At 73.1% G+C, this 13,299-nt stretch carries 12 protein-coding genes; 3 read left to right on the top strand and 9 right to left on the bottom strand.

Annotated features, from left to right (window positions below):
• Window positions 1–47 precede the first annotated feature (47 nt).
• From ACFC0G_RS17535 to ACFC0G_RS17515, 5 genes are all read right to left on the bottom strand, one after another.
• Window positions 48–659, bottom strand: a complete 612-nt coding sequence (locus tag ACFC0G_RS17535; RefSeq protein ID WP_376404019.1) for a TetR/AcrR family transcriptional regulator — start codon at window positions 657–659, stop codon at window positions 48–50.
• A 157-nt stretch (window positions 660–816) separates the two neighbouring features.
• Window positions 817–2,379, bottom strand: coding sequence for a mucoidy inhibitor MuiA family protein (locus ACFC0G_RS17530; protein WP_376404017.1), 1,563 nt, complete (start codon window positions 2,377–2,379; stop codon window positions 817–819).
• Between the two features lie 8 nt (window positions 2,380–2,387).
• A complete protein-coding gene (locus tag ACFC0G_RS17525) occupies window positions 2,388–4,490 on the bottom strand; it encodes a DUF4139 domain-containing protein (RefSeq protein WP_376404015.1) in 2,103 nt (700 codons plus the stop codon).
• A 147-nt stretch (window positions 4,491–4,637) separates the two neighbouring features.
• Window positions 4,638–5,069: a hypothetical protein gene (locus tag ACFC0G_RS17520; protein ID WP_376404013.1), complete on the bottom strand. Its 432-nt coding sequence runs from the start codon at window positions 5,067–5,069 to the stop codon at window positions 4,638–4,640.
• Window positions 5,070–5,158: 89 nt separating this feature from the next.
• Window positions 5,159–6,139, bottom strand: a complete 981-nt coding sequence (locus ACFC0G_RS17515) for a LacI family DNA-binding transcriptional regulator (protein WP_376404011.1) — start codon at window positions 6,137–6,139, stop codon at window positions 5,159–5,161.
• A gap of 281 nt (window positions 6,140–6,420) precedes the next feature.
• On the opposite strand from ACFC0G_RS17515, the gene ACFC0G_RS17510 reads away from it, so the two are divergent.
• Window positions 6,421–8,388, top strand: a complete 1,968-nt coding sequence (locus ACFC0G_RS17510; RefSeq protein WP_376404009.1) for a ricin-type beta-trefoil lectin domain protein — start codon at window positions 6,421–6,423, stop codon at window positions 8,386–8,388.
• 48 nt (window positions 8,389–8,436) lie between these two features.
• On the opposite strand, the gene ACFC0G_RS17505 is transcribed toward ACFC0G_RS17510, so the two are convergent.
• Window positions 8,437–8,898 (bottom strand): MarR family winged helix-turn-helix transcriptional regulator, encoded by a 462-nt coding sequence (locus ACFC0G_RS17505; protein ID WP_376404007.1) that lies wholly within the window; start codon window positions 8,896–8,898, stop codon window positions 8,437–8,439.
• Window positions 8,899–9,005: 107 nt separating this feature from the next.
• On the opposite strand from ACFC0G_RS17505, the gene ACFC0G_RS17500 reads away from it, so the two are divergent.
• Window positions 9,006–9,953: a zinc-binding alcohol dehydrogenase family protein gene (locus tag ACFC0G_RS17500; RefSeq protein WP_376404005.1), complete on the top strand. Its 948-nt coding sequence runs from the start codon at window positions 9,006–9,008 to the stop codon at window positions 9,951–9,953.
• A 98-nt stretch (window positions 9,954–10,051) separates the two neighbouring features.
• Here the strand turns inward: ACFC0G_RS17500 and cpt are convergent, their stop codons facing one another.
• Window positions 10,052–10,573 carry a chloramphenicol phosphotransferase CPT gene (gene cpt / locus ACFC0G_RS17495; RefSeq protein WP_376404522.1) on the bottom strand — a complete coding sequence of 174 codons (522 nt, stop codon included), beginning with the start codon at window positions 10,571–10,573 and terminating at the stop codon, window positions 10,052–10,054.
• A 132-nt stretch (window positions 10,574–10,705) separates the two neighbouring features.
• Here cpt and ACFC0G_RS17490 point away from each other — a divergent pair, with 132 nt between their 5' ends.
• On the top strand, window positions 10,706–11,251 hold the full coding sequence (locus ACFC0G_RS17490) for a GNAT family N-acetyltransferase (protein ID WP_376404003.1): 546 nt from the start codon (window positions 10,706–10,708) through the stop codon (window positions 11,249–11,251).
• Window positions 11,252–11,443: 192 nt separating this feature from the next.
• Here the strand turns inward: ACFC0G_RS17490 and ACFC0G_RS17485 are convergent, their stop codons facing one another.
• Both ACFC0G_RS17485 and ACFC0G_RS17480 read right to left on the bottom strand, forming a co-directional pair.
• Window positions 11,444–12,289 carry a MerR family transcriptional regulator gene (locus ACFC0G_RS17485; protein WP_376404001.1) on the bottom strand — a complete coding sequence of 282 codons (846 nt, stop codon included), beginning with the start codon at window positions 12,287–12,289 and terminating at the stop codon, window positions 11,444–11,446.
• Between the two features lie 83 nt (window positions 12,290–12,372).
• Complete coding sequence (locus tag ACFC0G_RS17480; RefSeq protein ID WP_376403999.1) at window positions 12,373–13,299, bottom strand: LysR family transcriptional regulator; 927 nt, start codon at window positions 13,297–13,299, stop codon at window positions 12,373–12,375.

The following is a 13,299-nucleotide window of genomic DNA, read 5'->3' as shown; positions in this document are numbered from 1 at the left end:
AGAAGTGGAAGGGGGCGCTGGCGTCGAAATGGAAGGGGGCGCTGGCGTCACGGAGCCGGTGCGGCGCCCGCGCAGCGCAGGGCCATGGCGACGAGCTCGACGAGGAGTTCCTCGGTGCTGCCCTCGTCGGGAGTGGCGAGCGGGTCGACGAGGACCTCGCCGATCGCGCCGGTGAGGGCGGCGGCGGTGATCCGGCCGTCCTGGGGCGGCAGCAGCCCCGCCGCCATGCCCTGCTCGACCGTCTCGGCGAACAGGGCCCGGTAGCGCAGGCGGTAGGCGAGCCGCTCGGCGCCGACGGCCGGTTCGGCGGGCGCGGCGAGGAGCGCGTAGGCCAGACCGCGGTTCTCCAGGGCGCGCCGGGCGAAGGTCTCGACGCCGCGGGTGAGGCGCTCTACGGGGTCGCCGTCGCCGCGCAGCACCTCGCCGATGACCTCGACCTCGTGCCCGGACGCCCGCCGGAACACCTCGACGGCGAGGGCCGCCTTCGACGGGAAGTGCTGGTAGACCGAGCCGGCGGCGATTCCGGCCGCGTCGGCGACCGCCGTCACGGACGCCTGCGCCCAGCCGACCTCGGCGACGACCTCGGTCGCCCGGGCGACGAGATGGTCGCGGGCGGTTTCGAGGCGGCGCATTTCGGCGGGGGTCTTGCGGTAGGCCATGGAAGAAGTGAAGCATCATTCAGAGCTTCTGGCCATGGCCGTACACGGACGCACGGCATCGAGGCGCGTCAGGAGAACCTGACGCGCCTCGATGCTGTGCTGGACGACACCGTTCGCTCGGCTACTGCGCCTGCTGCTGCCGCCGTCGCCGTCGCCGTCAGAGACCGGTGACCTTGGCGCTCGCCGACAGTTCGTAGACGAGGGTGACCGTGCGGCGGCCGCCGGGCGGGAGAGCGACGTCCCAGCGGGCGATGCCCTCGGCGTCGACCTCGTCCGGCACCGGCGAGCTCGCGCCCTTGGCGAGACGCACCTCCACCGCCGACACCTCGGAGACGGGGATCCGCTCCCGGAGCGCGACCACCCGCTCCCCGCGCTCCCCGGGAGCGGAGAACCGGGACAGATGCAGCCGCACCGTGCGGGTGACCAGGGTCCGCTGGGTGATCCCGGTGGTGTCGCGCGTCTCCTCGGTCTCCCGGACGACCCGGTAGTCGTCGCAGCTGCCGAAGGCCAGCTCGACGGGAGCGCCGGGAGCGGTGAAGTCCAGCGTGCCGCGACCGCCGAAACCGCTGTCGCGGACCAGGTCCACGGGACCGGCGAGGAGTGCGTGGCCGGACAGGTTGTCGAACCGCACGACCTGGGTGACCAGGGGAGACAGCTCGGGCGAGCAGGCGTACTCCCGATGCGCTGCCGTCGTGAACGCGGAGAGCGGTACGCGGTGGGCGCGCCCGTCGCCGGGCACCGAGACCGGCACGGGGGCCCTCAGCACCCGCGCCTCGCCGCCGTCGTCGACGCCCGGCAGACCGAGCACCGGAGCCGGGCCGAGGCTCCCGATCTCCTCCTCGCGCAGCTCGACGTCGACCGTACGTCGCTCCGCCGCCGAGCGGTCCTTGAGCGTCAGCCGGTCCTCGTCGAGCAGCGGCGGATCGGTGGCCAGCGCCGACCGGGCCGTCGACAGGGTCAGCCGTACGCCCGACCAGTCCTCGCCCGTGCGCTGCCAGACCACCGCCTCGGTCTCCAGCGTCAGGGACTCCCCGTCGAGGACGGCCCGGTAGGCGGGCCGCCACAGCGCACACGGGGTGAGATGGCTCAGCCGCAGGGCGGCCGGCCCGGCGGCCGAGGCCTCCACGGTGAGCTCGACATGGCCGATCAGCTCGGCGGGCTTGTCCTCGGCGAGTTCCATCGCACGGTGGGAGTCGCCGAGTTCGGCGGATGCGGCCGACAACCGTGCTTCCACTGTGCGGAGTCGCTCAGCGTACTCGTCGCGCTCCTCGTCCACCCGGTCCAACTCACGCTCCCAGCGGGACCGTTCGTTCTCGCCGTGACCACTGCCCTCGCCGATCTCCCGCAGCACGTCCGTGGCGAGTCGGCCCAGCAGGTCGAGACGGGCGCGGAGCCGCTCGCGCCGCTGTTCCAGGGTGACCCGCTCCTCTTCGAGGGCGTGGACGCGGCGGCGCAGGGCGGAGTCGTCGTCGGCCGACGGCAGCGGGCCGCGCGGCGTCCAGTCGCGGACGATCCGCACGTCGAGTACGGTCGCGGGCCCGTCGGCGGTCAGCTCGGCATGGAGCGTACGGTCGACGGCCAGCGCGCTGACCGGCCCGAGGCGCAGCCGCTGGACCCCGGCCCGCAGGTCGAGCACGGCGGAGCGTTCGACGTGGGCGCGGTCCTCAAGGCACGTGACGGCGGTGACGGGGAGGGCGATCGGCTTCGGGGCCGTGGACATGGCGGGTGTCAACTCCTGCGGTTGCCGCCGACCAGGGCCTTGCCGGTCGGGATGCGGATCTCGTAACCGCCGTCGAGGGCGGTGGTGGCACCTGAGGGCAGTTCCACCCGCCAGACGCGGGTGCCCGGCGCATGACGCTCGCCCCCCGCGTCCTCGGCGGGTGCCGTCCAGTCGGCGCGCTCCTCGATCCGGACGTCCGGATCGGAGGTGACCGGCACCCGCTCGCGGACCTCGACGGTGACGGGCCGCGCGAGCCCGTTCGCCAGCTCCACGTGGACGCGGTGGTCGAGGACGGTGGTGTTGTTGCGCAGGCCCGAGGTCGACTCGTGGAGGTTCGTGCGCCGTGTGACCCGGATGCCCTCGGCGGCCCCGAGCCCGACGCGGCGGACCCCGCCGGGGGCGAGCGTCGGCAGCGCTGCGGTCAACAGGAAGTCGTCGTCGACCGTGACCTCCACCGGCCCCGCGAGGAGCGCCTGACCGGTGGCGTTGTCGAGGACCAGCGTCGCGTACACCGTCTGCTCCACGGACGGCACGCAGAGGTACTCGGTGCGCAGGCCGACCGGGATCTCACCCACGGCGACGGTGTGCCAGGTGCCGTCCGAGGGGATGTCGGCGCGGGCGGTGGCGTCGTAGCGGTGGTCGAAGGAACCGGCCGACACGCGGGGCCGCACGGCGTGCCCGGGCAGCGGCAGCGCGGCCACCGCCTCGGCCCGGCGACGGTGCTCGGCCGCCACGGCGTCGAACGGGGCGTCGGGAAACAGCCGGCCCCTGCGCGCACCCCGCTCGTCGGGGGCGGACAGGGCCAGGGCGGCGTAGTCGAGCTCGGCGTCGCTCGGCAGCGGCGGGCCGGGCACCGGCGCCGGGGGAGGCGGCGGTGCGGCGGCGCCGGGAGCGGCCGGTGCCGACGGAGCCATGCGCGCCGGGGGAGCGGGGGCACCCGCGAAGGACCCGTCGACGGAACGCCGCCGGGCCTCCGGCGGCGGACCCGCCGGCCGGGCGCGTCCGGGCGGGAGCCCGGTGGCGGGGGGCATCCCGCCGCCGAAGGCCTCGGGGGCGCCGCCGTACCCCTGCGGCGCCGACGGAGCCGGGGGCGGCGGTGGAGGTGGCGGTGGCGGGGCGGAACCGGGCCCGGGCCCGGCGGCGGCCGCCCCGGCCCAGGCCGCTGCCCCGCGGACGGCAGGACGCGGCCCTGCTGCGTCGTATCCGGAGAACAGGTCGGCGAGCCCCGCCGGAGGCTCGCGCCAGCCGGACGGCGCGGGGGCCGCCTGACGGCGCCCGACGCGGATCGAGCGGAGCCGCGGCAGGTCGGTACGGCGCCGGAGATCGGCGGTGGCCAGGGCGACGCGCACTCCGGTCCAGTCCTCGCCGGTGCGCTGGGCGACCGAGGCGCGCAGCACGAGCCGTCCGGTGCCGTCGCCCTGCCGGTGGTGGAGCCGGTACGCCGGTACCCAGACGGCACCGGGCACCCCGTACTCCACCTCGACCTCGACGTCACGGACTTCGGAGTCGACGCCGTCGAGAGTCAGGACCGCACCGACCGAGGTGTCCACGTGCGCCGCAGGGGCGTCGGTGGAGGCGCGGTCGAGCCGGTCGGTGGCGACGCTCAGCTCGTGCTCGGTGAGGCGCAGCGCCTCCTCCAGCTCGACGAGGCGCGTGTGCAGTCCCGTCAGCCGGTCGTCGACGAAGTCGGCGAGCTCCAGCCAGGCGTCGACCGGGGTACGGCGGTGGGGATCCTCGCGCTTGCGGGCGGGTGCGATCGGGCGGAGGGCCTGGACCTCCTTGACGCGCTCCTGCTGCCGGTCCCGGCGCCCCCGCGCCGCCGCGTACGCGTCGCGGAGCCGCTCGACCTCGCGCCGCAGCGCGTCGGGCACCTCGGGGCCGTGCGGCTCGGCCTCGACCTCCACCCGCGCCTCGGTGACCCGCACTCCGGCGCCGCCCCGGACGCGCGCCCGCAGCGAACCGGGGTCCAGTGAACGGGGCAGCCCCGTCACCCGTACCCGTCCGTCGGACGGCACGACGCCCCGCGCGAGCCGCGTGCAGACGGCACCCTGTGCGTACACGACGACCGCATCGAGGGTCGACCCCCACCGCTGTTCCGCCCCAGCCGCCATGTGCTCCGCCCCCACCGCATCGATTCCGCCCGAAGCCTACGCCCAGCGGATCCCCCTGACCGCGTCTTTTATCGGCGGATCACGCCGCCGGCGGGCGAGGGGCCCGTCGACGTGCCGAAGGAAGGAAGGATGAGGACGCGAGAGCCGTCACGACGCGGGTGCTTGAGGATCCGAGCGCAGCCCCAGCACGCTGTGCTGGATGGCTCCGGCGGGGACGTCGTCGGAGTTCGTCCTCCGGCGCGTCAACTCCACCAGTTTCGCCCGGAGATCCGGTGACGGTTCGCCCAGCACGATGGAGCCGAGGACCAGTTCGAGCATCACGGCGTCGTAGTCGTCGTCCGTCGCCCTGAGGCGCTCGGGGTCGCGTTCGACCACGGCGCCGGTGATACGCCGTCCGCCGCCGTCGACCGGCGCGAAGGTCGCCTCGTAGACCCCGAAGCCGGTCCAGCTCCGGTGCAGGAAGACGACGTCGCCCTCCGTGAAGACATTCCACTTCTCGTCCATGCCGTGCGCCGCGTAGCCCCGCTGGATGCGGTCCCAGTCGTCGTCCGACCAGATCCGTCGGGGCAGTAGGGGCATCGGCCGAGGATCCGATATCGGCTTCAGGCGACGGGAGAGGGAGGACCGGGTCACGCGGTCGTCAGCGGGCATGCCGGGATCCTACGAGCTCACGGCGCGGGCGCGGAGCCTCGGACGATCAACTCGGTCGGCAGGACGAGGGGTTCGTCGGGAATCGGGTCGCCCCCGAGACCGGCCAGGAGCATCCGGGCCGCGGCGCTGCCCATCTCCCGCATCGGCTGGCGGACCGTGGTCAGCGGCGGTTCGGTGTGCCGGGCCATCGGGAGGTCGTCGAAGCCGACGACGGCGACGTCGTCGGGGACGTGCAGGCCCGCCTCGCGCAGGGCGCGCAGCGCTCCCGCGGCGATCAGGTCGTTGTGCGCGAAGACGCAGTCGAAGAGCCGCCGCGCCGCGAGCGTCCGCTCGACGGCCTCCCGGCCGGTCGCCTCGGTGAACTCGCCCTCGACGACGAGGCCGGTGGGCAGGACGTCCACGAACCCGGCGAGCCTCTCCCGTACGCAGCCGAAGTCCCGGCGGCCGGTGACGACGAGCGGCCGGGAGCGGCCCGAGGCCAGGAGATGGTCCGCCGCCGACGCGCCGCCCGCGCGGTTCGTCGTCGCGACCGAGGGGAAGGCCGGGCGGTGCCCGCGGTCGTCGACGAGGACCACGGGCAGCCCGCGGCGGTACAGGTCCGTGAGGGTGTCGAGGGTGTTCTCCGGCTCGACGACGAGCAGTCCGTCGAAGGCTCGGGCGGAGACCTGTCCGATGAAGTGGCGCACCGAGCCGGGCCCCCGGCGGCAGGTGTACAGGAGCAGGCCGTACCCGGCGGCCTCGACCGTGTCGGCGACGCCCTGGAGGACCTCGCCCATCCAGGGCCAGGTGAGCGACGGCGTCAGCATGCCGACCGTACGGCTCGCGCCACGGGCCAGACCGACGGCGCCGGAGCTCGGCACATAGGCCAGCCGACCGATCACTTCACGAACACGGGCGGCGGTGGCGGAGTCCACCTCGGCCCCGGTGTTGAGGACCCGGGACACGGTCGTCTTGCTGACCCCCGCCTCACGTGCGACGTCGGCGATCGTGACACGCATCGGGAGCCTCCGCGTCCGGGGACGACATCGCTGTCGGAACCGCTTCCGGAACCGGTTCCGGTGCCGTGTGCAGAGTCAACAGCCGGACGAGATCGGCGTCAAGACTTCACGACGGAACGGCGATGAGGGCAAGTCAGCTCAGTAGTAAGAGAGTTGTTCGTTCAGGAAGTGAATGCGGGGAGCCTTGACGGGACGGCCCATCGGCAGTTCACTCACGCCTCGGAACACCCACGACTCGGTCCGCGGACCCCCCACCCACACCCGCCGAGAAGGGCACCACCATGCTCCGTTCGACGCACAGGACACCGCTCGCCGACCACCCGACCCGAGGCCGATCGACCCGGAGCCGCCCGCCGGGCGGCCCGCTCACGGGATCGCACCGCACCGGATCGCTCCTCACCCGAGCACTCCTCGCGGGCGCCCTCGCCACCGTCGGCCTCACCGGACTCTCCGCCGCCCCCGCGCAGGCCTCCGGCGAGCAGGTGAACATCTGGCTCACCACCACGGACGACTCCGGCGGCCGGCACGTCACGCGAGGACTCCAGCAGCAGACCCCGCTCGCCTTCCAGGACGGGAACGGCGGTGGCGGCACGAACATCACCGTCGACGAGAACACCCGCTACCAGACCTTCACCGGCGGTGGCGCCTCCTTCACCGACACCGCCGCCTGGCTCATGAAGGGCTCCGGAGCCCTCACCCAGGCGACCAGGGACGCCACGATGAAGAAGCTCTTCTCGCCGACCGAGGGCATCGGCCTCTCCTTCGTCCGCAATCCCATGGGCGGCTCGGACCTGGCCCGGTTCGGCTACACGTACGACGACCTCCCGGCGGGCCAGACCGACCCCGCGCTCGCGCAGTTCTCCCTCGCCCACGACCTCCAGGACGTGCTGCCCCTGACCCGGCAGGCCCGGCAGCTGAACCCCGGCCTCACCCTGGTCGCCTCGCCCTGGACCGCGCCCGCCTGGATGAAGGACAGCGGGCAGCTCAACGGCGGCTGGCTCAAGGCCGAGTACTACGGCGCCTACGCCGACTACTTCGTGAGGTACCTCCAGGGCTGGCGCGACCAGGGCGTCCCCGTCGACTACGTCACCGCCCAGAACGAGCCGACCTGCTGCTCCGGCTACCCGTCGATGAGCTGGAACGGCTCGGGGCTCGCGTACTTCACCAAGAACGAACTGCTCCCCAGGCTCCAGTCCACCGGCCTGCCCACCAAGGTGCTGGCCCACGACTGGAACTGGGACACGTACGACGCCTACGCCGCCCCGACCGTGGACGACGCGGCGGTCCGCAGCCACCCGAACTTCGGCGGTGTCGCCTGGCACGGCTACGGCGGGAACATCGCCGAGCAGACCCAGGTCCACGAGCGGTACCCGCAGCTCGACGCCTTCCAGACGGAGCACTCCGGCGGCACCTGGATCGCCCACCAGCAGCGCGAGGACATGATGAACATCATCGACTACACCCGGAACTGGGCGAAGTCGGTGACCAAGTGGTCCCTCGCGGTCGACCAGAACCGCGGCCCGCACAACGGCGGCTGCGGTACCTGCGACGGCCTGATCACCGTCCACAACGGCGACTCCCGCCACGGCCAGGTCGACTACACCGTCGAGTACTACACGATGGGCCACCTCACGAAGTTCGTGAAGCCCGGGGCGCACCGGATCGCCTCCACGGCCAGTACGGCCGTGCCGAACGTGGCCTGGCGCAACCCCGACGGCTCCAAGGCCCTCCTCGCCTACAACGACTCGGCGAACGCGCAGACGATGACCGTCAACTGGGGCGGACAGCGCTACACGTACTCCCTGCCCGGCAGGACCTCCGCCACCTTCACCTGGGCGGGCGCCCCGACCGGGGGCCAGGACCGCACCGGCACCCTGCGGGGCCTCGACGGAAAGTGCCTCGACGTGGCCGGCGGCGCCACCGTCGACGGGACCCCCGTCCAGCTCTGGGAGTGCAACGGCTCCGCGGCGCAGCGCTGGACCCTCCGGGCCGACGGAACGGTCCAGGCACTCGGCAAGTGCCTGGACGTGACCACGGGCGCGACGACCGACGGCGCCAAGGTCCAGCTCCACACCTGCAACGGCTCCGGCGCGCAGCTCTGGCGCCACGAGTCCGCCTCGGCCGACCTGGTCAACATCCCCGCGGACAAATGCCTCGACGCCACCGGCAACACGTCGGCCAACGGCACCAGGGCACAGATCTGGTCCTGCACGGGCGCGGCCAACCAGAAGTGGTCCCTTGGTAGTTGAGTCTCCGTGGCCCGCGGCACGTGGCTCGTGTGCCGTGGGTCCGCGGGCTCAGGGGGTGGGCCGGGTCGCCGCGTGGCGCGTCTGCTGGGCCAGTACGGCGGTGGCGCGTTCCAGGAGTTCGCAGAGTGCGGTGTGTTCGGCGGGCGTGAACGCGTCGGTGAGGGCGCGCTCCAGGATGACCACCTCCTGGTAGGCGCGGTCCAGCAGCGTCCGGCCCGCGTCGGTCAGGGTGGCGATCTGCACCTTGGCGTGCACGGGGGACGTCTCGCGGCGGATCAGTTCCTTGGTCTCCATGTTGGCCAGCACGCTGCTCATGCTCTGCTGCGTGACACCGCAGGACCGGGCCAGTTGGGCGCCGGACATGCCGCCCTCGCGCGCGAGGGTCAACAGCACGGTGTACTGCGTCATGGTCAGCCCGTAGGCGCGCAGCACTGCCTCGTGGTGCGCCATCAGCGCCTGCTCCGACCGTCTGATCCGGGTGCAGAGGTCGTGTTCGATCGGGGCTTCCACCGCGTACTCTCCCAGGCTGTTAACAGGTTCATGGGTTGACTCAGGAACCTTAGATACCTACCGTTCTCGACTGTAAGGATACTGAGTCAACGCAGGGGGCTGTATTCATGAAGGCTGTCGTTCTCGACATCGACGACCACTACCGGGTGACCGAGCGGGAAGAGCCCGCCCCCGGCCCCGGTCGGGTGGCGATCCGCGTCGCGTACGCGGGGATCCAGTGGGGCGACACCCTGGTCCGGGACGGCCACTTCGCCGTACCCCGGCCCTTCGTCCCGGGGTTCGAGGCGTCCGGGCACATCGTCGCGGTCGGCACGGGTGTCGACGTACGCCGTGTCGGTGAAGCCGTCACCGCGCTGACCACCGCGGGCGCCTACGCCGAGGTGGTCCTGGCACCCGCCACGCTCACGCTGGGCATCGGCGGCCTGCCGCTGAGGACGGCCGCGGGTCTCGGGTGGGGAGCGCCGACCGCCTACGACCTGATCAACACCGTCGCCCGCGTGCTGCCCGGCGACAGCGTGCTGATCCATGGCGCCGCCGGCTCGGTCGGCACGCTGGCCGCCCAGTTCGCCCGACTGGCCGGAGCGGGCCGCGTCGTCGGTGTCGTCGGCACTGCCGAAAGGGCCGAATACGCCGCACGGTTCGGGTACGACCGGCTCCTGCTCCGCGAGGAGTTCCCGGCCGGGCTCGGCGACGAGCAGCCCGACGTCATCCTCGACCCGGTCGGCGGCTCGACCCGCACCGCCGGCCTCGGGCGGCTCGCGGCACACGGCCGACTGGTCGCGTACGGCAACATCGCCACGCACGAACCCGTCTCCGCCGACGCCAACGACCTCCTCATGCAGGGCGCGTCACTTCTGACCTACAACAGCAACCTGCTCGCTCGGACCCACCCCGAGCGGCTCGCCGACAGTGCCCGCCGCGCACTCGGCCTCGTCGCCGACGGCAAGGTCCGCCTGGACATCACCGCCGAGTACGCCCTCGGGAGCCTGGACACGGCGGTGCGGCACCTCGCCGAGGGGACGACCCTGGGCAAGAGCGTCCTCCGCGTCGCCTGACAAGCCGCACCCCCGCACCCCGCACCCCGCATCTCCGTGTCACCGAGGTCCGTCGCGGTCAGTCTCGGTCAGTCTCGGTCAGTCTCGGTCCTTCGAGATCAGCCGAGACGGGCGGCGATGGCCCGCGCGCAGTCCAGGGACTCGGTGTGCGACGTGTCCACCTCCAGGTCGTAGAACACGCCCCGGTGCACCGACTCCGCCTGCGACGCCGCCATTCCCTGGATCCGGTCTCCCCGGGCGACCTCACGGCCCGCGGCGATCACGCTCTCGCACCGCACGCCCACCCACAGCGCCGGTACGTCGCCGAGAGCCGTCCGCCACCGCTGCTGGGACGCCGCTCCGCCGAGGAAGACGTCGTCGATGACGATCCGCGCGCCCGCGCGGACCATCGTCGCGACGCCTTCCCGCCAGGCGGCCTCCAGCGCGAGGAAGTCCGCCCCGACGGTCACCTCGCCGTCCTCCGCGAACGCGATTCCTCCGTCCGCGGCCTGCATCCTCGCCGGCAGGGCGTCGACGAACGAGTCGCAGCCGAACGCCAGCCACGGATCGGGCAGCACGGCCTGGAGGCACCTCACGATCCCGGACTTACCGGAGCTGGAACCACCATTGAGAATGATCATCTGCGTCGTCACCGCGCCACATTAGGTCGTCGGACGCCCGGCGCGAAACGCGTTTTCGCCGGACTTCCCTCCGCCGCCACCCCTACCCTGCTTCGGGTACGACCCACGCCGTCGACCTGCGGAGCGGCCCTGATGACGATCACCTGGCGCCGCCTCGGTGCACCCGACTTCCCGCAACTGGGGCAGTGGCTGGCCCAGCCGCACGTCGCGCGCTGGTGGAACCACGAGACCTCGCCCGAGGCCGTCGCCCGCGACTTCGGCCCCGCCGCCCGGGGAGAGGACCCGTCGGAGGACCTGCTCGTCCTCCTCGACGGCCGGCCGATCGGCCTCGTCCAGCGCTGCCGCCTCGCCGACTTCCCGGACTACGAGGCCGAGCTGGCGGCGGAGCTCGACGTACCGGACGGTGCGATGTCCATCGACTACCTGATCGGCGAACCGGACCTGGTCGGCCGGGGCCACGGCACACGCCTGATCCGGGCGATCGTGGGAGCGACCTGGACCGACCATCCCGAGGCCACCGCGATCATCGTCCCCGTCCACACGGCGAACCGCCCGTCCTGGCGTGCCCTGGAGAAGGCGGGTCTCCACCGAATCGCCGAGGCCTCCCTCGAACCCGACAACCCGATCGACGACCGCGCCCACTACGTCTACCGGATCGACCGCCCGGACACTCCCTAGGGGGTGGCTTGTCGATCAGGCCGGGCTCGCGACGCCTGGCACCGCGCCTCGCCGCGTTGTCGTCACTCGCCGACGTCCCCCGTAGCCCTCCGGGCACGGGAGGTACCCCCACCGCGTCGACTCCCTCCTCCGCCTTGCGATCCACGGCACCAGACGCCGCTCCCTGATCCGGCCTGATCGACAAGACACCCCCTAGTCGTCGGCGGGCTCGTCGATCGGCCAGGCGATCTCCAGGCGGTTGTCCGGGTGGTCCGGTGCCCCGGTCCACCGGCGGTAGACCATCCGGGCCGGGCCCGCGAAGGCGAAGCCGTGCTCGGTGATCCAGTCGGCGACGGCGTCGTACGCGCCGAGGATCCGGGGGAACACGGCGGCGGCGCCCTCGACCTCGGTGCAGGCGAGAGTGTTCTCGGGCAGCTCGCGCACGGTCATCCCGTCGGGCAGGTCCGAGGGCTGCGCGCCCTCCTCCCAGAACGGCAGGCACGCCTCGACGAGCGTCTCGTTCTCGTCGTCGCAGACCCCGTGGAAGCGGACGAAGGCGGGCCCGGTGAAGGTGAGCGGGCCACGCCCGGCGACCTCGTACATCTGCTGGTAGGCGTCGCGGAGGAAGGCGTCGAGCCCGGAGTTGTCCAGGGTCGCCCCGCGGACGAGGATCCGTTCGGCGGTGCCCTGGCGGACGGTGACGCGGTGGGTCATCTCTGCTCCCTCGGTGAGTCGGCTCAACAGGCTGTGGACCACGGAGCGCTGCACTTCCAGCCGTCGCTCGGCCGCCCGCAGGTGCGCCTCCAGGGCGGCGGTGAGCTCCTCCTCGCCGGCGCCGAGCAACCGGCGCACCTCCTCGACCGGGATGTCCAGCTGCCGCAGCACCCTGATCGACTGCGCCGTGCGCACGTGGTCACGCCGGAAGTACCGGTAGCCGCTCACCGGATCGACGAACGCCGGCACCAGCACGCCACTGGCGTCGTAGTGCCGAAGCGCGGTGACCGAGAGGCCGCTGGCCTGCGAGAACTGCCCGATCGGCAGCATGCTTCTTCTGTCCACGGCACTGACTGTGCCGTCTCGCGTCACCCGAGAGTCAAGCCCGTCCCTGGACGACCGCGTCACCGCCGTCGACAAGACACCCGCTAGCCGCGCTCTCGCGGCACGGTCCCCGACGCGGACCGCCGTGCCGCCTCCGCGAGGGCTTCGAGGAGTGTGGTGAGCGCGGGCTGGCCGGGTGCGCCCTCTCGGACGGCGGCCTGTACGGCTCTGACGGGGCGCGGGTTCCGTACCCGGCGCAGGGCGACGTCCGTACGGCGGCCGCCTCCCGTGCCGAGGCGGGGGACGAGGCTGACGCCGAGACCGGCCGCGACGAACCCGAGCGCGGTCGCGTAGTCCTCGCTCCCCGCCACGAAGTCCGGGGTGAATCCCGCCTCCGCGCACGCCGCGAGCACCACGTCGAGGCACGGCCCCTGCGGCTCGCTCCCGACCCACGGCTCGGCGGCGAGCTCGGCCAGGTCGAGGACGCGCCGGGCGGCCAGCGGGTGCCCGGGCGGGAGCGCGGCGAGGTACTCGTCGTCGAGCAGGTGGACGAGCCGGAGGCCCGGGGCCGTGTCCTCGCGCGGCCGGATGACGATCGCGACGTCCGCGTCTCCCCGGGCGACCTCGGGGAGCGCCTCCCGGGCGTCGAGCAGCGTGAGGTCGAGGCGGATCCCCGGATGTTCCCGGCGGAGCCGGGCCAGTGCGGGGGCCACGAGCGCGGGACCGACCGAGCCGAAGTAGCGGACGGCGAGACTGCCGGTCCGCCCGGCCCGCAGATCGGCCAGTGCGGCCTCGGCCTCGGTGAGGGTCCGGCTGACGGTCGCCGTGTACTGGGTGAGGAGCAGGCCCGCCGCCGTCGGCCGTACCCCTCGCCCGACCCGTTCGAGCAGGGCGATCCCGGCCTCCCTCTCCAGGGCCGTGACCTGCTGGCTCACGGCGGACGGGGTGTATCCGAGCTCCGCCGCGGCGGCGGTCACCGATCCGCTGGTGACCACGGCCCGAAGGATCTGCATCCGCCTCACATCAAGCAT

It is taken from the genome of Streptomyces sp. NPDC056169 (assembly GCF_042268445.1).
Taxonomy (GTDB): Bacteria; Actinomycetota; Actinomycetes; order Streptomycetales; family Streptomycetaceae; genus Streptomyces.
The sequence above is the reverse complement of the archived record's forward strand: the minus strand, read 5'-3'. Positions and strand labels throughout refer to the sequence as shown.